The following is a 21,961-nucleotide window of genomic DNA, read 5'->3' as shown; positions in this document are numbered from 1 at the left end:
ATGGATGAAAAGCAGCAAAAAGTGAAAAATACAATCAAAAATGTGGTGCTGCTTGTTCTGTTTGTGGGCATGCTGGTTTTGACCTCCGTGACCTGGCTGGGCGATCTGAGTTTGGACAGCGTACCATCCGACTCCCTGATTGCCAAGGTCTATCAGCGGTTCACCTATGGGGTCAGCGGCTTTGAGATTCGCACCGGCGCCGACCCGGCCGCCCAGCCAACCCGCATTGCGGTCAGCTTGGACGGGGAACTGGTCGGTGCACAGTATCAATCGGCTTCGGTATCCACCTTGTACGCATCCCTGCGGGAGGATATGGGGCAGGCTCTGGCCGACTGCGGCAATTTTGAAGCCTGCACTGAAGAGGACTTCCGCAAGGCCCTGCAAGGGGAAGTGCTTTATTTCGGGTATGAAGGTTATCTTCCGATTTCGCTCCTGTCCAGCTGGATGGGGACCAAAGCAGAAGGCGAAGAAAAGGCCGATGCCTTGCTTCTGACAGCCGAGGGCAAACTGTATCTGCATCTGGCCGACGGATACCGCGTAGCGCGGACAACCGCCGACCCGGAAGATTGGGAAAAGGCGATGGAGAATTTTTCGGCTGCATCCTGCCAGTTCGCGGCACAGGACAAGTCCTTAACCGGTGTCCGGCCGGACACATTGCTGATCGAGCAGGAGGATATGCGTGCCGAACAGCTGACCGTACAGAATCCGCAGCTCCTGGATGCCCAAAGCGGCAGCAACTGGACTGCGCTGTTTGATGCGTTCCAGTATGATCCGCATGTGAGCACCTATCCAGAGGACCAGGGCAATACGCAGGTGTATGCGGAAAATTACAGCACTCTGCATATTTCGGTCGATGGGACCGTACAGTTCCGTGCGACTGCCATGGAAGGCGGCATGGAGGTTTACAACACGGCGGAAACCGCCCGGGAGGACACCTTGCGCCTGCAGGTCGACTTTGCTTATACCTTGCTAAAAAACGTGCAGGGAAGCATTTCAGACAGCACGCAGGCCATGCTCTACGACATTACGGAAGCGGAAGACAATGTCTGTGTTTTGACGTTTATTCAGTTGGTCAACGGCATCCCGGTGCAGACCGAAAGCACCAAGCCCTTTGCCCGTTTTGAGTTCCGGGAGAATAAACTGATGGCAGCGACCATCCATTTACAGCAATTCCAGACAACTGGCGTACAAACGCCGGTCTTGTCCAGCACACTGGCCGCCGTCGCCGCCCCTGAGGAAGGGGTACGGCTGGCCGTCGTATATCAAATCGAAGAACAGCAAGCGACTGCGCGTCGATGCTATGTCAAATGATGTTGAGAAAGGAAGACAAAAACCATGCAGTGGAGCCGCGTCAAATCGATTTTAATCATCCTGCTGCTGTTGGTGGATGGCTTCCTGGCCTGCATGCTGGGTGTAAAGGCCTTTTCAGCCTATCAGCGCAAACAGGAAAACCGGGAACACCTGAACATCGTGCTGGCCGATTGCGGCATGAAATTGGCAGATGGCGTATCGCTGCCCGACGATGCGCTGATGCCGCAGCTTAACATTGACCGCAACCGGGCCGACGAAGCGGCGGCAGCTGCCGCTCTGCTCGGCGGCTCGGCCGAACGCACCGAAGGAGAAAATGGTTCCCGGTTCACCAGCGAACAAGGTGAAGTGGTCTGGAGTGAAACTGGCGAACTGACCGCCCACTTGCAGCCCGAAGGCTACACCTGCCCGGAACTGACCGAGGTGCGCAATCGCGCCGAGCAGCTGATCGAGGAAGCTGGTATGCATGTGGCAGGCATGGAATGGACGGTCAACGGCCTGTCCGCCCACGTTAGTTTTAAAACAGCTGGCTATGAAGTTTTCAATCGGGGCATAACCATCACGTTTTTGGACGATGCTATGGATATCACCGGATTTTGGACGTTTGACACGCCCTATGCGACCAAGAGTGACCTGTATGCGTCCTACAATCCAATCGATGCGCTGCTGCAATTTGCCGGCACCGGTTTGGCACAGACGATCTATGGACTGGAACCGGGACTCATCTTGACAAATGCAGCAGGAAATCAGTTTCAGCTCAGTCCGGTTTGGCGGATTCGCACAGATACCGGAACGTATTTTATCGATCCGCTGAAAAAAGAGGTGGTATAGGGAGAAAAAATTAGAACAATATCCAATATAGAATTTTGTCATAAAATTGGGAAAAGCCTTTACTTTTGGAGGGGGATTGTGGTAAAATACTTGAAGTATTAGCCTGCGCGCTTGTCACAAGGCTGCGCGGCGTTGTTATAATGATAATATCAGGCGGTTTTGTTTGAATATCCGCTTTTTACCATATTAAGGAGACGGTTGAATTGACCAAATATGTCATCAATGGCGGCAAACGCCTTAACGGAGAGGTAACCATCAGCGGCGCGAAAAATGCGGCAGTCGCAATTATCCCGGCAGCTTTGCTGGTAGACGGCTCGTGCCGGATCGAAAACGTGCCCAAGATCATCGACGTAACATTACAGATGGAGATCCTGCGGGAACTCGGTGTATCGGTGCGTCTACTCAACGCAACGACCGTAGAATTGGATGGGGAATGCGTTCAGGACGCAAAGGTCCCCTATGAACTTATGCGTAAAATCCGCGCGTCCTATTATCTCATCGGGGCGCTGCTGGGCAAATATCATCATGCCGAAGTTGCCATGCCGGGCGGCTGTAATTTTGGCGGCATTCGCCCGATTGATCAGCATATCAAGGGCTTTGAAGCGCTCGGCGCAACGGTATCCATCCGCGAAGGTGGCTTTATCCACGCCGATGCTCCGAACGGCCTGACTGGTGCACACATCTACTTTGATGTGGTTTCGGTTGGTGCGACTATCAACATCATGCTGGCTGCTGTTTTGGCAAAGGGCATGACGATCATCGAAAATGCGGCAAAAGAGCCGCATATCGTCGATTTGGCGAACTTCCTCAATGCCATGGGTGCCGATGTCAAGGGCGCGGGCACCGATGTGATTAAAATTCGCGGGGTAGAGCGCCTGCATGGCGGCACATACTCTATTATTCCAGACCAGATCGAAGCCGGCACCTTTATGGCGGCGGTTGCGGCGTGCGGCGGACAGGCGCTGATTAAAAACGTCATTCCGAAGCATCTGGAATGTATTACCTGCAAGCTGGCAGAAATGGGCGTGGAGATCACCGAATTTGACGACGCCGTTCTGGTTAGCCGGATGGGCAAGCTGCTCAAAACCAACATCAAGACCCTGCCGTATCCGGGTTTCCCGACCGATATGCAGCCTCAGATGACCACGGCTCTTTGCCTGGCCGAGGGTACGAGCATCATCACAGAAGGCGTGTGGGATAACCGCTACCGCTACACCGAAGAGCTGGCTCGCATGGGGGCAAACATCCATGTAGACGGCAAAATTGCGGTGGTAGAAGGCGTTTCCGAGCTGACTGCGGCACCGGTGCGCGCTTATGACCTGCGTGCGGGCGCGGCCATGGTCATTGCCGGTCTGGCGGCCAAGGGTACCACACAGGTGGAACAGGTCACCAACATTGAGCGTGGCTATGAGAATTTGGTCGAAAAGTTTGTCGGTCTGGGGGCTGACATGTTCCGTGCAGAGATTCCGGACAGCGATTCGGCAACGATGCCGGTAGCGAAGTAAGAAATGTTATACATCGGGGCGGCCCAAACCGCCCCCATTCATCATGTGGAGAGATCAGAATTTTGGAGCAAACCTACTATTTCAGCATTGCAAGCGGTTCCAGTGGGAATTGTGGTTTATTGGTAGACGGAAATACCCGCATTTTGATTGATTTGGGCGTTTCGGTCCGGCGATTGACAGCAGCATTGCGGCGGGTCGGCCTGACGATCGACATGCTGGATGCGGTTTTGCTGACCCACGAGCATATTGACCATGTCAAGGGTCTCACAACCTTTGTCAAGCGGCATGATGTGCCGGTTTATGCCAGCAAGGGGACAACCCAAGCGTTGCTGGCCAAGAATCCAGATGCCCGGAAGCTGCTGCGCCCGTACTGGGCAGGGGACACCTTCACCGTAGGAACAATGGATGTGCAGTCCTTTCCCACCCCGCACGACGCCGCAGAAAGCGTAGGGTATCGCTTCCACATGCACGACTTCTCCTTCGGGTTTGCGACCGACTTGGGCTTCATGCCCGGAGAGATCAAAAGCAAACTACGCGGCTGCGATGCCGTTGTGCTGGAGTCCAACCACGATGTGGACATGCTGCGCAATGGCCCATATCCGTGGTCGCTCAAACAGCGCGTGGCAGGGAACCAGGGGCATTTGTCCAATCCGGATTGCGCACTGTGCGCCGTAGAGCTAGCACAAAGCGGGACAAGTACGATCGTGTTGGCCCATTTGAGCGAGCATAACAACACACCGATGCGGGCACTGCGAGAGACCCGGTTAGCACTGGATGCAGCTGGACAAGCCTGCGAATTGTTTGTGGCGCCCAAAGACGAGATGGAACATCCGCTTCATTTGCGTGCGGAGGGTGAACGATGCTTGGTATCCGGTTGATTTGTGTAGGCAAACTGGGAGAGCGTTTTTGGAAAGATGCTGTCCAGGAATATGAGAAACGTTTGGCCGGTTATTGTAAACTGGAAATTATCGAGCTGACCGAACAGCGTTTGCCCGATCGTCCCTCGGCTGGACAAATTGCCGCTGCTTTGCAAAAAGAGGCGGAGGCAATTCGAGCGAAGATTCCGCAGGGGGCTGCTGTGATTGCCATGTGCATCGAAGGGAAGACCATGTCCAGCGAGGCGTTGGCAGACACGTTGGCCGATATGGCCCTTTCGGGTACCAGCCGGATCGCAGTCCTGATTGGTGGGTCCTATGGTTTGGATGCCGCGCTCAAGAAGGAAGCACGGCTGCGGCTTTCCATGTCGCCCATGACGTTCCCGCATCATTTGGCCCGTATTATGGTTTTGGAGCAGATTTATCGCGCTCTGAATATCCAAGCGGGCGGGAAGTATCACAAATAAAAAAGCCTGTCTGTATCACACAGACAGGCTTTTCTGTTTTTTATACCGTATAAACCTGAAGGGTTTCGTATACTTCGAATACACGCTTCAGCGTTGCCATTTCGGTACCTGCCAGACGGGCGCAGGCACGTCCAGTTGCAACCGTATACTTCGCCAGTTCGCAGAAGCTCAGCGCATTTTGCATGGAGTTTGCAATCGCGCCAACCATCGCATCGCCAGTACCGACCGCGCCGCAGTCAAAGATTTTTGGATTGCTGTTGACGTACAGCGCTTCCTTTTCGTCCTTGGAAACAAAGAGTGCACCTTCCTGCGACATGGATACACAGACCGCACGAGCGCCCATATCCAGCAGCTTGCGGGCGCTGTGAACCAGCACTTCCGGATCAGTCGAAGTTTCGTCGCCAGTTGCTTCCGCGAGTTCAAAGATATTGGGCTTTACAAAGTCCGGCTCCAACTTGAGCGCTTCCAAAAGCCGCTCGCCGTTTGCATCGATAATCAGGCGACATCCAGCCTTCTTGATCTTTTTGCAGATTTTTATGTAGCCATCCAGCGAGAACTGCGGCGGTGTGGAACCGGTGATGACAAAAATATTTTCCGGCTGCAAGTAGTGATCCATGCGGTCGAGGAACCGCAGATAATCGGCATCACTGATTTTGGAACCCGGTTCATTGATTTCAGTATGGTCGCCAAAGGTATCGATGAGCTGAATGTTAATACGGGTTTCCCCCGGGACATCAACAAAATCATGATGAATATCCGCCGATGTCAGCGCATCTTTCATCATACGGCCATTGGAACCAGCCGAAAAACCAAGGGCAACACTGGTGCCGCCCAGGGCCTTGATCGCGCGAGATACGTTGATGCCTTTGCCGCCCGGCTCGACCATACTGCCAATGGCACGGTTGAGTTTTCGCGGCGAGAGGGGATGGTCGATCCGTATGGTTCGGTCAAGCGCAGGGTTCAGGGTAATGGTAATAATCATAAGGAAACCTCCTGTTTGCATCTCTCTTCATCTTTTATTTTACTCAATTTGCTTTCTTTTGTAAACCATAATTCTCTTTTCGATGACTGGAATTTGTGTAAAACAGGACGCGATAATACATAAAAAAGCCGAAAAACAGGGAAAATGTCTGTTTTTCGGCAGCAATCAATCTTCGGTTTCCAATTCGGCAAGAATTTTGCGGTCCTGCTTGTCCTGCGGCTCAAAGGCTGCAAACAGGTCGGGCCGATCGCGTTTGGTGCGTTTGAGCGACATCTTACGCCGCCAGCGGGCAATGTTGGCATGATGGCCGGACAGCAGCACCTCGGGCACCGCCTGGCCGCGCCATTCGGCGGGGTGGGTATACTGCGGATATTCCAACAGGCCATTCCAGTGGCTTTCTTCCTGAAAAGCGGTTTCGTCGGGCAGGACACCCGGTACCATCCGGCACACCGCATCGGCAACCGCCATGGCCGGGATCTCACCGCCGGTGAGGACAAAATCCCCGATGGAAATCTCCTCATCGACACAAGTATCGATAAACCGCTGGTCGATGCCTTCATAGTGTCCGCAGACCAGGATGAAATGTTCCCGGGCCAGAAGTTCCCGGGCCTTGGCCTGAGTGAACGGTGCTCCCTGCGCCGAGAGCATCACCGTATGGACATGTTCGCCACCGGTCAAGGCCTGATGACATAGATACAGCGGTTCGGGCAGCATCACCATGCCACGGCCGCCGCCATAGGGGGAATCATCCGCCTTGTGATGCTTGTCCAGCGCGTAGTCCCGGATGTTGGTCGCCCGAATCTCGACCAGACCCTTGGCCTGGGCTCGGCCGATGATGCTTTCCTGCATTACACCCTCGATGATACCCGGAAATAAGGTCATGATATCGATCTTCATTCGATCAGCCCCTCAATGGTTTCCACGGTGATGATGCCTTTTTCCAGATCGATGTTTTTCAGGAACGGCTTGCAGGCCGGGATGAGGGCATCGGGTTTGCCGTCGCGGCGGATGATATACAGGTCATGGCCCGCACCTTGGTTCACATCCCGTAGGGTACCGATGGTTTCTCCGGTACGGGTATCAAAAACCGTTAGTCCCAGAATGTCCTGAATAAAGACCAAGTCTTCGGGCAGTTCGACATCGTCCCGGTTGAGATAGAGGATACGGTTTTTGAGCGCTTCGGCGGCTTCGCAGGTGTCGACACCGGTCAGTCGCATGACCACGCAGTTTTTGTGCACATAGGCTTTTTTGACCTGCACGGGTTCGGTGGGGGAGAGGTAAAGCGTGTCAAAATCGGTCAGCACCTCAGGGCTGTCGCACCAGGGCTGCACTTTGATCTCGCCGGTCACACCATGGGTGTTGACAATCTTACCGGCCTCCAAGAATTGTTTTTGCATGTGTTCCTCCCTGTATGAAAAAGAAAAGACCTGTCCACTGTGACAGGTCTTTGAAGGTTTTAGTCACAGATATCGACAGAAACCTTTTTGTTTTCCCGATTGCCAGCCGCTTTCATCAGCGTGCGGATCTCCTTGGCGATGCGGCCATGACGGCCGATGATCCGGCCCATGTCGTCGGCTGCAACACGCAATTCATAAGTGATCTCGTCGCCGTTTACTTTTTCCTCAATGGAAATCGCGTCCGGGTCGGATACCAGGTTCGCTACAATGTAGGTCAGAAGTTCCTTCATGTCCACAACCTCACACTCCATTACAGCACACCGGCCTTCTTCAGGATGCCGCGAACGGTGTCGGTCGGCTGTGCGCCATTCTTGATCCACTTCTGAGCACGCTCAGCGTCGATCTTCACCTCTGCCTCTGCGGTCATCGGGTTGTACGTGCCGATTTCCTCGATGAAACGACCGTCACGCGGATAACGAGAGTCGGCAACAACAATACGGTAGAACGGAGCCTTCTTAGCGCCCATTCTGCGCAGTCTGATCTTTACCATCTCTTTTTCACCTCCTTGAAATAGCGAGAATCTATTGTAAAATAACTTTACACAAAATTAAAACGGGAGTTTGAAATTGCCCAGGCCAGGGAAGCCGCCGCGCTTTTTCTTTTTGCTGCGCTTTTGCATTCCCACAAGCTGCTTGGTCATTTTCTGCATCATCTCAAACTGTTTAAGCAGTTTGTTGATCTCCTCGATTTTCAAACCGCAGCCAGCGGCGATTCGCTTTTTGCGGCTGTAATTGATGATCGACGGATTGTCGCGTTCCTTGGGCGTCATCGACTGGATGATCGCTTCGGTATGCGCCAGCGCCTTTTCATCGACCTGTGCGCCCGCCAAAGCCTTGGCGTCCACACCGGGAAGCATGCCCAGCATATCCTGCATGGAACCCATGTTTTTCATCTGCTGGAGCTGTTCGTAGAAATCGGTCAGTGTCAGCTTGCCGACCGCCATCTTCTTGGCGGTTTCGGCTGCCTGCTTGGCGTCAAACGACTGCTGCGCCTTTTCGATAAGGGTCAGCACATCGCCCATGCCTAAAATACGGGAAGCCATACGGTCGGGGTGGAAGGGCTCGATGTTGTCGAGCTTTTCGCCCGTGCCGATGTACTTGATCGGCTTGCCAGTAACGGCCTTGACCGAAAGGGCCGCGCCGCCGCGGGCGTCGCCGTCCATCTTACTCATCAGCACACCGTCCACGCCCAGCGCTTCGTCAAAGGTCTGCGCCACGTTGACAGCATCCTGACCGGTCATCGCATCGACGACCAGCATAATTTCATGCGGCTTGATGGCCGCTTTGATATTTTTCAGTTCATCCATCAGGGCTTCATCGATGTGCAGACGACCTGCGGTATCGATGAACACCAAATCATGCCCGTTCTTGCGGGCAAAGTCTACGCCAGCCTTGGCAATCTCGATCGGATCACCCTGTCCCATGTCAAAAACCGGGATGCCGAGCTGCGAACCAACCACTTTCAGCTGATCGATCGCGGCCGGACGGTATACGTCACATGCGACGAGCAGGGGACGCCGCTGCTGCTGTTTTTTGAACAGACCAGCGAGCTTGGCGCAGTTGGTCGTTTTACCGGCGCCCTGCAAACCAACCATCATGACAATGGTCGGCGGGTTGGGGGCAATGGTAATGCGGGCGTTCTGGCCGCCGAGCAGGGCGGTCAGTTCCTCGTTAACGATCTTGATGACCTGCTGGGCCGGGGACAGGCTTTCCAGGATGTCCGAGCCGGTCGCCTTTTCGGTGACGGTCTTGATAAAATCCTTGGTGACCTTGAAGTTGACGTCGGCTTCCAAAAGCGCAAGACGGATCTCACGCATGGCCTCCTTGACGTCGCTTTCGGTCAATCGACCGCGGCTGCGCAGCTTTTTAAACGTATTGGAAATTTTTTCGGTTAAGCCTTCAAATGCCATGGTATCCTCCGGTTATAAGGTACGGCCGCTTGCGATCGCCTTTAGGTTTTCATCCAGCCGGGCGAGCGTGCGGGAAATTTCCGGATTGTGCAGTTGGTTGGAGTTGATGATGCGCAGGCGGTGTACGTCGCCCAGCATGGAATCGATCAGCGGATCGATCTTGCCGTAGCGGGCCACCAGCCCCAGGCGCTGCTCCATATCGCGCAGGGTATGTTCGGCGCGGACGATGCTGTCGCGCACGCCCTGGCGGGTGATGCCGATGTGTTCAGAGATCTCCGCAAGGGAGAGGTCCTCATTATAATATAGGTCGAACACCTCTTTTTGCTTATCGGTGAGCATCTCGCCGTAAAAGTCAAAAAGCAAGCACATTTCGAGTGGTTTGTTTTTCATGGTCTTGCCTCCAGTGTAAAGGAGAATGGCTTTACAACTGCAACGCTATTATATTACAGCAAGCGACCTAAGTTGTCAAGGGGTATTTTTGAAAATTTCGGGAAAATTGTGGCGCTGTGCTGGACTTTACCTATAAATACGGGTATACTGGATTCATCGCGTGGCGAAAGTCGCCACGTTGTGCCTTTTAGAGACATCCAATTTTAGAAATGAGGCTACACGATGCAGCAAATTACCAGAAAGCAGCTGGCCGAAGGCGTGTTCCTGACCTGTCTTTCGACCACGCGCTTTAAAACATCGGTGCTGAGTGCGGCTGCGGTTCTGCCCGTCACGCAGGAAAATGCGCTGGCGGCGCTCTTGCCGCAGGTGCTGGCGCGCGGCACAGCGCGCTGCCCGGACATGGAAAGCCTGGGGGTCGAACTGGACCGCCTGTACGGCGCGCGCATTTTGCCCTTTGTACGCAAGGTTGGCGAAAATCTCTCGGTCGGATTCCTGTCCGATGTGATCGACGGGACCTATGCCGCAGCAGGGGAAGACCTGACCGGACACACGATCGAATTGCTTGCCGAGCTGTGGAATGCGCCGTACCGCACCGAAGATGGCACCTTGCGCCCGGAGTATACAGCGGCCGAAGGCAAAAACCTGATGAACAAGATCTTAGGCCTGAAAAATGATACGCGCAGCTATGCGGTGCGCCGGATGCAGGAGATCATGTGCGAGGGCGAGCCGTTCGGCTGGTGCGAATACGGTTCGGCCGAGGCCGCGCGCACCGCTTCGGCATCCGACCTGACGGCATTCTGGCAGGATACTTTACAGCATGCGTCGCTGGAACTGTTCTACTGCGGCAGTGCACCGGCGGAACAGATCGAAGCGGCGTTCCGTGCCGCGTTTGCGGCGCGGACGGGCGGCCGACAGGCAGTGCAGGCCGTACTGCGGCCCGCACCGGCCCAGCCGCGCACGGTCATCGAAGAAATGGACGTGCAGCAGGGCAAATTGTCGCTCGGCTTCCGCACCGGCATTACGGGCGGCGATGCGGCGTATCCGGCGATGATGCTGTTTGTGACCGCCTTTGGCGGGTATACCGGTTCGCGCCTGTTCCGCCAAGTGCGGGAGAAGATGAGTTTGTGCTACTATGCAAGCGCGACCATGAACAAGCACAAGGGCATCATTTCGGTATCCTCGGGCATTGAAAACAGCAATTTTGAAACCGCGCGGGATGAGATCTTGCGGCAGCTGGCGCAGATGCAGGACGGGCTGACCGAAGACGAGCTGGAAGGCGCCCGGCGGACGCTGCTCGGCTCGCTGCGGGCCATGAACGATGCGCCGGCATCCCTGGAGTGGTATTTCCAAAGCCAGGCGATTGGTGGCTGGAAGGATGGCCTGGATGAATTGTGTGATGCGCTGACCCGTGCCACCCGGGACGAAGTGCTCGCCGCAGGCCGTACCATGCAGCTGGACACCATATACTTTTTAAAGGGGGTGGCACAGGCATGAAAAAGAGTTTTGACCGCGTGCATGAAACCATGCTAACCCATACGCTGCCCAACGGCTTACCGATTTATTATATCCCGAAAGAGGGATTTTCCAAGACGTTTGCCATGCTGGCCACCAACTTCGGTTCGGTCGATGCCGATTTTACGATGGAGGACGGCACCCATATCGTCACACCGGCTGGGGTGGCTCATTTCCTGGAACATAAAATGTTCGAGGATGAGGACGGCAATGCGCTGCAAAAATTCGCCGCCACGGGCGCGATGCCCAATGCCTTCACCAGCCACAACATGACGGCTTATCATTTTTCGTGCACCGATTCTTTTGAAAAAAACCTGGAGATCCTGCTGAAATTTGTCTTTACCCCGTATTTTACCGACGAAAATGTGGAAAAGGAAAAAGGCATCATCGGCCAGGAAATCGGTATGATGGACGATCAGCCGTTCTGGCAGACCTATGTGGGGATGTATCAGGCGCTGTATCACGAGCATCCGGTACGCATCTCGATTGCGGGCAGCGTGGACAGCATCGCGGGCATTACGCCCGAACTGCTGTACCAGTGCCACAAGGCGTTTTACAGTCCGGCTAATATGGCGCTGGTCGTGTGCGGACAGGCGGATTTTGACACCATCGTATCCATGGCGCAGAAGTTCTCGCCCGAAAAGGCGGCGCATATCGCTGCGCGCGGCTATGGCACACGTCGTCCGACGATCTGTCAGTCCGAAGTGGTCAAGCGCATGGCGGTATCCCGGCCATACTTTATGATTGGGTTTAAGGATGACCCGGTGCAGGCCGGGGAGAGCCGCCTGCAGCGGCAGCTTGTCGGCGAACTGTGCAGCCGCATCCTTGCCGGCGAAACCTCAACCTTATATACCGAACTGTATCGGGATGGTCTGATCGATCGGCAGTTCCAAAACGGATACAGTCTGCATCCCGAAGCGGCCTGCGCCTATTTTGTGGGCAACAGTCATGCGGCGCGCGATGTACGGGCGCGGCTGGAAGCACGGGTGCAAGAGCTGGCCCGCGATGGGGTGGACCCAGCGGTCTTCGAGCGCATCTGGCGGGCGGCCTATGGCATGACGCTGCGTACCCTCGACCAACCGGACGAAATCTGCCGGGCGCAGTGTGAAGCCGTATTTGGCGGGGAGGACTTTTTTGACTTTGCCGAATTGCAAGCCGCCATCACACGCGAACAGGTACAAGCGCGCTTTGCGGTTTGGGCGCAGCCCGAACGGTCGGTGCTGTCGCTGATCGAACCGCTGAGCGGACCGGAGAAAGGATGAGGACATGGAACATGTGATTGGTTTCCCGGGGCTTGGTCTGGAATTTACCATCAACCGCGTAGCCTTCAGCATTTTGGGAAAAGATATTTACTGGTATGGCATCATTATTTGTATCGGATTTCTGGTCGCGGCGGCGTATGCGTCGCGCAGGACCGTGCAGTTTGGATACTCACTGGACAACCTGTATGATCTGCTGATCTTGTGCGTTCCCATTGCGATCGTGTGCGCCCGGCTCTATTATGTATTTTTTGAATGGGGTGCCTATAAGGATAACCCGGTGGAGATTTTTGCAATTTGGCATGGCGGACTGGCCATCTATGGCGGCATCATCGGGGCTGTGCTCACCATTTACTTTTATGGCAAGCATAAGCATCTCAACATTCCGGGCATGTTGGACATTGCCGCGACCGGTCTGATTATCGGTCAGATCTTTGGGCGTTGGGGGAATTTCTTCAATGCCGAAGCCTTTGGCGGGTCGACCAGTCTGCCGTGGGGCATGACCATCGACGGCGGCGACCCGGTGCATCCGACCTTCCTGTATGAATCGGTCTGGAACCTGATTGGCCTGGCGCTTCTGCATGTGTGCTGCAAAAAGCGTCATTTCAAAGGCGAGATCTTTTTGATCTATGCCGCCTGGTATGGATTTGGTCGGTTCTGGATTGAAGGGCTGCGGACCGATAGTCTATATATTCCAGGCACTCCGCTGCGCGTATCGCAGGTGCTGGCTGGAGTCAGCTGTCTGGTCGCCCTGGTGCTGTTGGTGCTTGGACGGAAAAATAAGATAGAAACGCTGGGGCAAATCTGGATGCCCACAGCGATGGAAAAACCGATTGAAGTGGATAAAAAGGAGAGTCATGAATGAGTGCAATTCGCATGGACGGAAAAGCATTGTCGGCCAAGGTACGCGGCCAGATTTTAGAACAGACCGAAACGCTCAAGGCGCAGGGAGTTGTCCCTGGCCTGGCGGTTATTTTGGTCGGGGATGACCCGGCCAGCCAGATCTATGTGCGCAACAAAGAGCGCGCTTGCCTGGAATGCGGGTTTTATAGCGAAAAGCATGTGCTGCCCGCAACCGCTTCGGAAAGTGAACTGCTGGACCTGATCTATCGGCTCAATACCAATCCCAAGATCAGCGGCATTTTGTGCCAGCTTCCGCTGCCGGCACAGATTCGGGAAGATGCGGTCATTGCGGCGATCGACCCGAAAAAGGATGTGGATGCATTTCATCCGACTAATGTGGGCAAGATCATGATCGGGGACTTTGATTTCCTGCCTTGCACCCCGGCGGGCGTGATGGAACTGTTGGACGAGTATGACATCGATCCCAAGGGTAAGCAGTGCGTGGTGATCGGCCGCTCCAACATCGTCGGCAAGCCCATGGCGATGCTTCTGCTGCACAAGCATGGCACGGTCACCATCTGTCACAGCCGCACGGCCAATCTGCAAGAGATCTGCGCGGGTGCGGATATCCTGGTAGCCGCGGTCGGCAAGGCCAACTTTGTGACCCCGGATATGGTCAAGCCCGGAGCCGTCGTCATCGATGTGGGCATGAACCGCAACGAAGACGGCAAGGTTTGCGGCGATGTAGGCCCTGCGGTCATGGAAAAGGCATCTTACATGACGCCGGTGCCCGGCGGCGTAGGCCCCATGACCATCACCATGCTGATGAAAAACACCATCAAAGCAGCGCGTCTGCAAAACGGTATGTAAGAAACTGCCCCTTTCCTGGTTTTTGGGAAAGGGGCTTTGTTTAGAGTTTGAGTTTGCACAGCGCAATGATGAGCAGCAGAACGCCACTGACGAGGGATGCCGACTGTCCAGCGGCGTGTCCCAGACGTTTGCCGATCTTTTCCCCGGCCCAAGTGGCCAGCAAGCCGCAGAGTAGGGAAAACAGCAGCAGCCCGGCGGCAGTTTGGGGTGTAACAGAAATCGAAAGCCCGGTCAGCAGCGAATCGAGTGAGAGCGGCACCGCTAGCCAAAAGGCCTCGGTGGGTGACAGGGAACCCGACCGGTCGGCGTCGGCGCGTGCGGTCTCTGCGTAGATTTGCAGTACTACCCGCAAACCGTGCAGGTGAAAGGTCAAGGGCGTCGCAGCGGCTGCAAGCCGGTCGGATAACCGTTTACAGCCAGCCTCGAATAAGCAGCACAGCGCAATGGCCAATAATGCACCGCAGCTTATGTAATGGAACAGCGGATCGGGCAGCAGCAGGAGTAGCGCCTGCGAGGCCAAGAAAGAAAACGCCAGACAGCCGGTGCCGACACCCGCCAGCACTAGCCGGGCGCGGGGTTCGACTGTAATGCGCTGCGCCCCCAGCGCGAGACAGGCAAAAAGTGCGTCACAAGACATTAAAAAAACAAGCAGACAATCCATAAGACAAAGCCTCCTGGCTCAGCCTATGAATTCTCTGCTTGTTTGGTGTTTAGCGTTCGGTCTTCCAGAAGGCTACCGAGTAGGGCGGGAGCTCGCTGCCGCCGCCAAAATCATGCGGCTTGCCGGTGATGAGATCGACCGCCATGCCCGACTGGGCATCAAAGTGCGCGGTGTACGGTTCGCTATCCGCGTTGATGGCAATCAGGACGCGTTCGCCTTCGGCTTTTCGCTCCCAAATGGCCTGCTTGTTGGTGAGCACCAAGTGCTTGAAATCGCCATAGCACAACGCCCGGCTTTCGCGGTGGACTTGCGCCATTGCGGCAATGGTGTCGGTCAGTTCAGTCCATACCGGCTGCTCAAAGCACGGCCGCAGGACATCGTCGCTGCCTGGGGTCTTGTGCCCTTCGGCGCCCCACTCCGAGCCGTAGTAAAGGCAGGGAATGCCCGGCATACCAAACAGCATACCATAAAGTAGCGGCAGATGCGCCGGATTGTTCAGAATCGACGCCGCACGGGTTACGTCGTGGTTATCGACAAAGCTCATCAGATGCTTGCCCTTATACAGCGTCCAGTTTTCCGGACCGAACTGGCGCATGAGCGAATGGGTGATTTCAAATAGATTCATCGAATTGAGGGAAGAATACAATCCCTTGTAGCATTCATAGTTGGTGCACGAATGCAGCATTTCATCGTTGACAATCTGGTTGTAATCGCCGTGCAGCACTTCGCCAATGAGCACGAACTCGGGCTTGAGGCTGTCGGTAAAACGGCGCAACGCCTTGAGGAAATCCCGGTCAAGTAGGTACGCCACATCCAGCCGCAGACCGTCAATATCGAATTCCTCCACCCAGGCGCGGATGCAGGAGAAGATATGATCGACGACTGCCGGGTTTTTCAGGTTGAGCTTGACCAGTTCATAGTGGCCTTCCCAGCCTTCGTACCAAAAGCCGTCGTTGTAGTTGGAATTGCCATCAAAAGAAATATGGAACCAATCCTTATAAGGAGAGTCCCATTTTTTCTCCTGCACATCGCGGAAGGCCCAGAAGCCGCGGCCGACATGATTGAACACCCCGTCGAGCACGACCCGGATGCCGCTGTCGTGCAGCGTACGGCACATGGCGGCAAAGTCGTCATTGGTACCCAGGCGGCAATCGATCTTGCGGAAATAGCGGGTGTCGTAGCCATGGCTGTCCGACTCGAAAACGGGCGAAAAATAAACGGCGTTGACGCCGAGTTTTACCAGATGGTCGGTCCAATCGGCGACCTTTTGGATGCGGTTGACCGTTTGGCCGTCGTTGACACGCGGCGCGCCGCAAAAGCCGATGGGACAGATTTGATAGAATACGCTTTCATAAGCCCACATGGGGATCACTCCTTCAATGCGATCCATAGGATCGGGGGATAGGTCAGCCGGAAACTGCCATACATTAGTATAATCGTTTTTGTAAGAAATAACAACAACAGAAGGGAAACAAAACGGGGAGATTTGGCAACCTGCCGATTTCGGCGAAAAACGCAGAATACGGGAAATAATGCTTGCGTCTATGTGCGGAATATGATACAATTAAAAACCGATAACGGGCATTCCTCTGCTTACCGGCCCAAGACTGGCCTTAATGAGAATGATACGGCACGAATGTCTAGGATGAAAGGAAGACTGAAAAATGGATTTAGTCAAGATTCTGTCTGAGCAGCAGCTCAAGAACGACCTGCCTGAACTCAAGATCGGTGATACCGTAAAGGTACACAACAAGATCAAGGAGGGCAACCGCGAGCGTATCCAGGTGTTTGAAGGCACCATCATTGCGATGAAGCACGCGGGCATCAACAAGACCGTCACCGTTCGCCGCATTTCTTACGGCGTAGGCGTGGAAAAGACCTTCCCGGTACACTCTCCGAACGTTGCAAAGTTCGAAGTCATCCGTAACGGTAAGGTACGCCGCGCGAAGCTGTACTACCTGCGCGGTCGCGTAGGCAAGGCTGCCAAGGTCGTCGAAAAGGTCTAAAAAGGGACAAAAAGAGGGGAGCTTCGGTTTCCCTCTTTCTCTTTTTTTGTAGAAAAAATATGTGGTCTGCCGGGAAGAAAAGCCGTGTGGCGGGCGAAGATTTGGTTGCTTAAACTTTCTGGAGAAGGTATAATAAAAAGGTCTATTAAATTTCAAGATGGAGGATGCAGAACATGGAAGAACGCCAACCCTTTGAAGAGGAACAAGAGCAAAAAAAGGGGCGTTTTCAGAGCAGCTTTTACGATTGGGGCGAAGCGCTCATCATCTCCCTGATCTTCATTGTATTGCTTTTTACATTTGTCGTGCGCCTGATCGGGGTGGACGGCAGTTCGATGTACCCGACGCTCCACGATAAAGATGTGATGGTGGTCAGCAATCTGGGATATACCCCGGCCAAGGGCGATATCGTCGTGCTCAACAAGGAGAGCTTCATGCACGGCCCGATCGTCAAGCGTATTATTGCGACCGAAGGTGATGAAATCAACATCGATTTTGCACTCGGCAAGGTCTATGTCAATGGCGAAGAACTGCAGGAGGACTACATCAACGATTTTGAACTGCCCATGGACTTTGAGGGCATGGAGTTCCCGCAGACCGTCCCCGAAGGCTGTGTGTTTGTCATGGGTGATAACCGCAACGCATCGACCGACAGCCGTTCGCCCGACCTGGGCATGGTAGATGAACGCTATATCATCGGCCATGTACTGGCTGTGGTTTGGCCGCCCGAAAACTTCGGAGGAAAAACAGAATGAACATTCAATGGTATCCTGGGCATATGGCCAAAACCCGGCGCCAGATGCTCGAAAACCTGAAAAATATCGATTTGGTTTGTGAAGTGGTGGATGCCCGCATCCCGCAGGTGTCCCGCAACCCGGATATGGATGAGATCGCTGGCTCCAAGCCGCGGATGATGATTTTGAACCGCACCGACCTGGCCGACCCGGAACAGACCCGCCGCTGGGCGGCTTTCTTCCGGCAAAAGGGCTGGGCGGTGCTCGAAACCGACAGCCAGCACGGCAAGGGGACCGATCGGTTTGCAGCTGCGGTGCGCGAAGTGCTGGCCGATAAGATCGCCCAGTGGAACGAAAAAGGGCAGACCGGCCGCGCGGTGCGTGTAATGATCGTCGGCATTCCGAACGTGGGCAAATCGACCTTTATCAATCGCATTTTAGGACGCAAATCGGCCAAGGCAGCCGATAAGCCGGGCGTGACCCGCGGGAGCCAGTGGTTCCGGGTCGGGGATGGCATCGATTTGCTCGATACGCCGGGCATCCTGTGGCCCAAGTTTGACGATGAGCGCACCGGCCTGCTGCTCGCATCCACGGGCGCGGTTAAAGACGACATTTTGGATGTAGAAACTCTGGCGTGCAAGCTCATGGAAATTTTAGCAGCCCGTGCGCCTGAGGCGATCACGACCCGCTATAAGCTGACTCTGCCGGACGAGATGGAAGAAGTCGATTTTCTCGGCTTTTCGCTGCTTGAGCAGGCAGGAAAGAACCGCGGCTTCTTGCTGCGCGGCGGCGAGATCGACACCGAGCGCATGGCGCGTATCCTATTAGATGAATACCGTGGCGGTGTGCTTGGCCGCATCACGCTGGAAACCCCGGAGGACTATGCCGATGCTGGACTGGACGATTGAGGCCGCAGTCGCCGAGCAGGGCTTTCAGGCCATTTGCGGCATCGATGAGGCCGGCCGTGGGCCGCTGGCCGGGCCGGTGTGTGCAGCGGCGGTGATTCTGCCATTCGGCTGCACGATCGACGGCTTAAACGACTCCAAAAAGCTGACCGAAAAAAAGCGGGAGCAGCTTTTTGATACCATTCAGGAGCAGGCGCTGGCTTATGCCATTGCACTGGTCGATCATGAAACCATCGACCGCATCAATATATTAGAAGCGACCTATGTCGCGATGCAGCAGGCAGTCGAAAGACTGCACCCCGCAGCCGATTATGCCCTCGTGGATGGCAACCGCTCCAAAGGGCTGGTCATTCCGCACCAGTGTGTGGTCGGCGGGGACGCGAAAAGCCCGTCCATCGCTGCGGCATCCATTTTGGCCAAGGTTACCCGTGACCGGTTGATGCTCGAGCAGGATGCTCTCTATCCTGCTTACGGGTTTGCCAAGCACAAGGGCTATGGCACCAAGGCGCACTATCAAGCGATTTTGGAGCACGGACCGAGCCCCATTCACCGAATGACCTTTTTGAAGAAATTTTACGACAAACATCCCGAGGCGAGGCCATGAACCGGGGACAACTCGGGGAAGACCTTGCGGCAAGTTACTTAGCAGCACATGGGTATACGATTGTGGCGCGCAATTTCCGCACGCGGTATGGCGAAATCGACATCATTGCCTGCAAGGATGGGTTTGTGGCCTTTGTGGAGGTCAAACTGCGCAAAAATGCGCGGTTCGGTCTGCCGCGTGAGGCGGTGACCCATGCCAAGCAACAAAAGCTGATTTTAGCGGCCGAAGCATGGCTGGCCGTGCATCCGGATGCCGGACAGCCGCGGTTTGACGTGGTGGAGATTTTGCTGGCCGGGCGGGAAGCGCCGTCCAGCATACGTCATCTGGAAAATGCGTTCGACGCATAAGGGAGGGAACCGTTTGCGGTATTTTGATTTGCATTGCGATACCCTGTACGAATGCTATGAAACCGGAAAAAATTTGCGCGAAAACGATTTGATGATTGACCGCGCGAAAGTATCCGGGTACAATCATTATGCACAGTTTTTTGCACTGTTCTGCGGCGCCCGTGCGCCGGACGGCGTAAAACGAGCGCGTTCTCTGTTTGATTTGCCCGAAGAAGACCGGCTGGATGCGCTCCTGAGCGAAGCCAAACGGCAGTTTCGCGACAACGCCGACTGGTTGACCCTTTGCTTTGACAGCGAAGAATTTGACCTTGCCCGTAACAAAGGCAAGGCAGCGGCCTTTCTGTCCATTGAGGGAGCTGAACTGATGCCCACCGAAGCACATGTCCAGCGGGCTTACGATGCCGGGGTGCGGCTGGTAACGCTGAGCTGGAACTATCGCAACGTCTACGCCTGCGGCGCCGCAACCGACAACGATGCCGGGCTGACCGAACGCGGTCGGGCGCTGGTGCAGGACCTCGTGCGGCGGGGCGTGATTTTGGATGTATCGCATTTGTCCGAGCGTGGATTCTGGGATCTGTGCGTGGAGACCGAAGCGCCGTTTGTGGCAAGCCATTCCAACAGCCGGGCGGTATGCCATCATTTGCGCAACCTGACCGACTTGCAATTTTCCGAGATCGTTCGACGGGGCGGCCTGTGCGGCATCAATCTGTACAGCGCCTTTTTGCGGGAGGACGGCACGCGTGGTACCCTGTCTGATGCGCTGCGGCACATCGAGCATTTCATGGAGCAGGGCGGCGAAAGCTGTCTGGCGCTTGGTTGCGACTTTGATGGCTGCGACAGTCTGCCCGCCGAAATTGCAACAGCCGGACACATGGAAGCCTTAGCTGAGCAAATGCTGCGGCACAATTACTTAGAAAGCACCGTTCGCGCGTTGTTTTATGACAATGCGGACGCTTATATTCATCGAATGTTATAAATATTGGAGGATAAATATGGACTACGTAAGCACTCGCAACGCAGGCCTGCGCGTGAGCGCGGCCAAAGCCATCGCGACCGGCATTGCGCCCGACGGCGGCCTGTTTTGCCCGACCGAGATTCCCAGCCTGACCAAGGCCGATCTCGATGCCCTGCTGGGCATGGACTACAAGGCGCGCGCAGCGTTTATCCTGGGCAAGTACCTGACCGATTTTACGGCCGAGGAATTGCAGGATTTCACGCAGAAGGCCTATGCCGACGAAAAGTTCGGCGGACCGAACACCGCGCCGGTCGTAGACCTGAAGGATGGCAAGCACATTCTGGAACTGTGGCACGGCCCGACCTGCGCCTTCAAGGACATGGCGCTGCAAATGCTGCCCCATCTGCTGACCGCATCGCTCAAAAAGACCGGGGAGACCCGTACAGCCTGCATCCTGGTCGCCACTTCGGGCGACACCGGCAAGGCAGCGCTCGAAGGCTTTGCCGATGTGCCGGGCACCAAGATCATGGTCTACTATCCGGTGGACGGCGTTTCGCCCATGCAGAAGCTGCAAATGACCACCCAGAAGGGTGATAACGTCGAAGTCGTTGCCATTCACGGTAACTTTGACGACGCGCAGAGCGCAGTCAAGCGTATCTTTACCGACAAGGCGACCGCCGAAAAGATGGATGCGCAAGGCCTGATGTTCTCGTCGGCCAACTCGATCAACTGGGGCCGTCTGGCGCCGCAGATCGCATACTACGTATCGGCGTACTGCGATATGGTCAACGCAGGCACCATCCAGATGGGCGACAAAATCAACATCTGTGTGCCGACCGGCAACTTCGGCAACATCCTGGCCGGTTACTTTGCCAAGCAGATGGGCTTGCCGGTGCATAAGTTCATCTGTGCGTCCAACCGCAACAATGTCCTGACCGACTTCTTCAAGAATCAGGGTACCTATGACCGCAACCGTCCGTTCTATACGACCGATTCGCCGTCCATGGATATTCTGATTTCTTCCAATCTGGAACGTTTGCTGTTCTACATTTCCGGGCAGAATGACAAGGTAGTATCTGACCTGATGGGTCAGCTGAGCCGTGACGGCCGGTATTCGCTGGCAAAAGAGCTGTTCGAAAAGATCGCGGAAGATTTTGACGCCGGTTACTGTGACGATGTGCAGACGGCTGAAACCATCCGCAAGCTGTGGGACGAAGAGCATTATCTGGCCGATACCCATACGGCGGTTGCTGTCCGGGTATATGAAAACTACCGCCGCACGACGCTGGACAAAACGCCGACCGTGATTGCTTCTACGGCCAGCCCGTTTAAGTTCTGCCGCGCGGTCGTCGAAGCTCTGGGCGGTAAGCTCGAGCGCGACGACGTGACCCAGCTGGACGTGCTCAGCCAGATGACCGGCATGGAAGCTCCGGCGCCGCTGGCGGCTTTGGCTGGCAAGCAGCCGCGCTTTGACCGGGTTGTGCCCAAGGAAGGGATTTTGGACACCATTGACCTGTTGGTAAAACTGTAAGATCGGAGGCGGG

General features: G+C 55.2%; 25 protein-coding genes. 16 read left to right on the top strand and 9 right to left on the bottom strand.

What is annotated here, in order from left to right:
• The 5 genes from EFB11_RS01375 (at position 1) to rlmH (ending at position 4,986) form a co-directional block, all read left to right on the top strand.
• Positions 1-1,311 carry a hypothetical protein gene (locus tag EFB11_RS01375; protein ID WP_122788607.1) on the top strand — a complete coding sequence of 437 codons (1,311 nt, stop codon included), beginning with the start codon at positions 1-3 and terminating at the stop codon, positions 1,309-1,311.
• 24 nt (positions 1,312-1,335) lie between these two features.
• Positions 1,336-2,139: a hypothetical protein gene (locus EFB11_RS01370; protein WP_122788606.1), complete on the top strand. Its 804-nt coding sequence runs from the start codon at positions 1,336-1,338 to the stop codon at positions 2,137-2,139.
• Between the two features lie 203 nt (positions 2,140-2,342).
• Positions 2,343-3,644, top strand: coding sequence for a UDP-N-acetylglucosamine 1-carboxyvinyltransferase (locus EFB11_RS01365; RefSeq protein WP_122788605.1), 1,302 nt, complete (start codon positions 2,343-2,345; stop codon positions 3,642-3,644).
• 62 nt (positions 3,645-3,706) lie between these two features.
• On the top strand, positions 3,707-4,522 hold the full coding sequence (locus EFB11_RS01360) for an MBL fold metallo-hydrolase (protein WP_164706539.1): 816 nt from the start codon (positions 3,707-3,709) through the stop codon (positions 4,520-4,522).
• Positions 4,504-4,986 carry a 23S rRNA (pseudouridine(1915)-N(3))-methyltransferase RlmH gene (gene rlmH, locus EFB11_RS01355; RefSeq protein ID WP_122788603.1) on the top strand — a complete coding sequence of 161 codons (483 nt, stop codon included), beginning with the start codon at positions 4,504-4,506 and terminating at the stop codon, positions 4,984-4,986. Before EFB11_RS01360 ends, rlmH begins: the two co-directional genes overlap by 19 nt.
• 40 nt (positions 4,987-5,026) lie before the next feature.
• Here the strand turns inward: rlmH and EFB11_RS01350 are convergent, their stop codons facing one another.
• The 7 genes from EFB11_RS01350 to ylxM form a co-directional block, all read right to left on the bottom strand.
• Positions 5,027-5,968, bottom strand: coding sequence for a 1-phosphofructokinase family hexose kinase (locus EFB11_RS01350; RefSeq protein ID WP_164706538.1), 942 nt, complete (start codon positions 5,966-5,968; stop codon positions 5,027-5,029).
• A 165-nt stretch (positions 5,969-6,133) separates the two neighbouring features.
• The gene (gene trmD, locus EFB11_RS01345) at positions 6,134-6,865 is read right to left on the bottom strand and encodes a tRNA (guanosine(37)-N1)-methyltransferase TrmD (protein WP_122788601.1); all 732 of its coding nucleotides are present in this window, start codon (positions 6,863-6,865) and stop codon (positions 6,134-6,136) included.
• Positions 6,862-7,365 (bottom strand): ribosome maturation factor RimM, encoded by a 504-nt coding sequence (gene rimM, locus EFB11_RS01340; RefSeq protein WP_122788600.1) that lies wholly within the window; start codon positions 7,363-7,365, stop codon positions 6,862-6,864. The genes trmD and rimM overlap by 4 nt, the downstream gene beginning before the upstream one ends.
• Before the next feature lie 59 nt (positions 7,366-7,424).
• Positions 7,425-7,655 (bottom strand): KH domain-containing protein, encoded by a 231-nt coding sequence (locus tag EFB11_RS01335; protein ID WP_122789697.1) that lies wholly within the window; start codon positions 7,653-7,655, stop codon positions 7,425-7,427.
• A gap of 20 nt (positions 7,656-7,675) precedes the next feature.
• Positions 7,676-7,915, bottom strand: coding sequence for a 30S ribosomal protein S16 (rpsP, locus tag EFB11_RS01330; protein ID WP_122788599.1), 240 nt, complete (start codon positions 7,913-7,915; stop codon positions 7,676-7,678).
• Between the two features lie 57 nt (positions 7,916-7,972).
• Positions 7,973-9,334 carry a signal recognition particle protein gene (gene ffh / locus EFB11_RS01325; RefSeq protein ID WP_122788598.1) on the bottom strand — a complete coding sequence of 454 codons (1,362 nt, stop codon included), beginning with the start codon at positions 9,332-9,334 and terminating at the stop codon, positions 7,973-7,975.
• A 12-nt stretch (positions 9,335-9,346) separates the two neighbouring features.
• Positions 9,347-9,724, bottom strand: a complete 378-nt coding sequence (gene ylxM, locus EFB11_RS01320; protein WP_122788597.1) for a YlxM family DNA-binding protein — start codon at positions 9,722-9,724, stop codon at positions 9,347-9,349.
• A 222-nt stretch (positions 9,725-9,946) separates the two neighbouring features.
• Here ylxM and yfmF point away from each other — a divergent pair, with 222 nt between their 5' ends.
• From yfmF to folD, 4 genes are read left to right on the top strand one after another with little or no spacing between them, the layout of a single operon-like run.
• Positions 9,947-11,218 (top strand): EF-P 5-aminopentanol modification-associated protein YfmF, encoded by a 1,272-nt coding sequence (gene yfmF, locus EFB11_RS01315; RefSeq protein ID WP_122788596.1) that lies wholly within the window; start codon positions 9,947-9,949, stop codon positions 11,216-11,218.
• Positions 11,215-12,498, top strand: a complete 1,284-nt coding sequence (yfmH, locus tag EFB11_RS01310) for an EF-P 5-aminopentanol modification-associated protein YfmH (protein ID WP_122788595.1) — start codon at positions 11,215-11,217, stop codon at positions 12,496-12,498. The genes yfmF and yfmH overlap by 4 nt, the downstream gene beginning before the upstream one ends.
• A gap of 4 nt (positions 12,499-12,502) precedes the next feature.
• Positions 12,503-13,360 (top strand): prolipoprotein diacylglyceryl transferase, encoded by an 858-nt coding sequence (lgt, locus tag EFB11_RS01305; RefSeq protein ID WP_122788594.1) that lies wholly within the window; start codon positions 12,503-12,505, stop codon positions 13,358-13,360.
• A complete protein-coding gene (folD, locus tag EFB11_RS01300; protein ID WP_122788593.1) occupies positions 13,357-14,208 on the top strand; it encodes a bifunctional methylenetetrahydrofolate dehydrogenase/methenyltetrahydrofolate cyclohydrolase FolD in 852 nt (283 codons plus the stop codon). Before lgt ends, folD begins: the two co-directional genes overlap by 4 nt.
• Before the next feature lie 40 nt (positions 14,209-14,248).
• Here the strand turns inward: folD and EFB11_RS01295 are convergent, their stop codons facing one another.
• Both EFB11_RS01295 and EFB11_RS01290 read right to left on the bottom strand, forming a co-directional pair.
• The gene (locus EFB11_RS01295) at positions 14,249-14,869 is read right to left on the bottom strand and encodes a manganese efflux pump (protein ID WP_122788592.1); all 621 of its coding nucleotides are present in this window, start codon (positions 14,867-14,869) and stop codon (positions 14,249-14,251) included.
• Positions 14,870-14,918: 49 nt separating this feature from the next.
• Positions 14,919-16,232, bottom strand: coding sequence for an alpha-amylase family glycosyl hydrolase (locus tag EFB11_RS01290; protein WP_122788591.1), 1,314 nt, complete (start codon positions 16,230-16,232; stop codon positions 14,919-14,921).
• A gap of 301 nt (positions 16,233-16,533) precedes the next feature.
• On the opposite strand from EFB11_RS01290, the gene rplS reads away from it, so the two are divergent.
• The 7 genes from rplS to thrC all read left to right on the top strand — a co-directional run bounded on the left by rplS (position 16,534) and on the right by thrC (position 21,948).
• A complete protein-coding gene (rplS, locus tag EFB11_RS01285) occupies positions 16,534-16,875 on the top strand; it encodes a 50S ribosomal protein L19 (RefSeq protein WP_122788590.1) in 342 nt (113 codons plus the stop codon).
• 173 nt (positions 16,876-17,048) lie between these two features.
• Positions 17,049-17,627: a signal peptidase I gene (gene lepB / locus EFB11_RS01280; RefSeq protein ID WP_122788589.1), complete on the top strand. Its 579-nt coding sequence runs from the start codon at positions 17,049-17,051 to the stop codon at positions 17,625-17,627.
• On the top strand, positions 17,624-18,514 hold the full coding sequence (gene ylqF / locus EFB11_RS01275) for a ribosome biogenesis GTPase YlqF (protein WP_122788588.1): 891 nt from the start codon (positions 17,624-17,626) through the stop codon (positions 18,512-18,514). Before lepB ends, ylqF begins: the two co-directional genes overlap by 4 nt.
• Positions 18,495-19,115, top strand: coding sequence for a ribonuclease HII (locus EFB11_RS01270; protein ID WP_122788587.1), 621 nt, complete (start codon positions 18,495-18,497; stop codon positions 19,113-19,115). The genes ylqF and EFB11_RS01270 overlap by 20 nt, the downstream gene beginning before the upstream one ends.
• On the top strand, positions 19,112-19,462 hold the full coding sequence (locus EFB11_RS01265; protein ID WP_122788586.1) for a YraN family protein: 351 nt from the start codon (positions 19,112-19,114) through the stop codon (positions 19,460-19,462). Before EFB11_RS01270 ends, EFB11_RS01265 begins: the two co-directional genes overlap by 4 nt.
• A 13-nt stretch (positions 19,463-19,475) precedes the next feature.
• Positions 19,476-20,438 carry a dipeptidase gene (locus tag EFB11_RS01260; RefSeq protein WP_164706537.1) on the top strand — a complete coding sequence of 321 codons (963 nt, stop codon included), beginning with the start codon at positions 19,476-19,478 and terminating at the stop codon, positions 20,436-20,438.
• A gap of 16 nt (positions 20,439-20,454) precedes the next feature.
• Positions 20,455-21,948 carry a threonine synthase gene (gene thrC, locus EFB11_RS01255; protein ID WP_122788584.1) on the top strand — a complete coding sequence of 498 codons (1,494 nt, stop codon included), beginning with the start codon at positions 20,455-20,457 and terminating at the stop codon, positions 21,946-21,948.
• The last annotated feature ends 13 nt before the right edge of the window (positions 21,949-21,961 follow it).

The organism is Intestinibacillus sp. Marseille-P6563 (assembly GCF_900604335.1).
Classification (GTDB): Bacteria; Bacillota; Clostridia; order Oscillospirales; family Butyricicoccaceae; genus Butyricicoccus_B.
The sequence above is the reverse complement of the archived record's forward strand: the minus strand, read 5'-3'. Positions and strand labels throughout refer to the sequence as shown.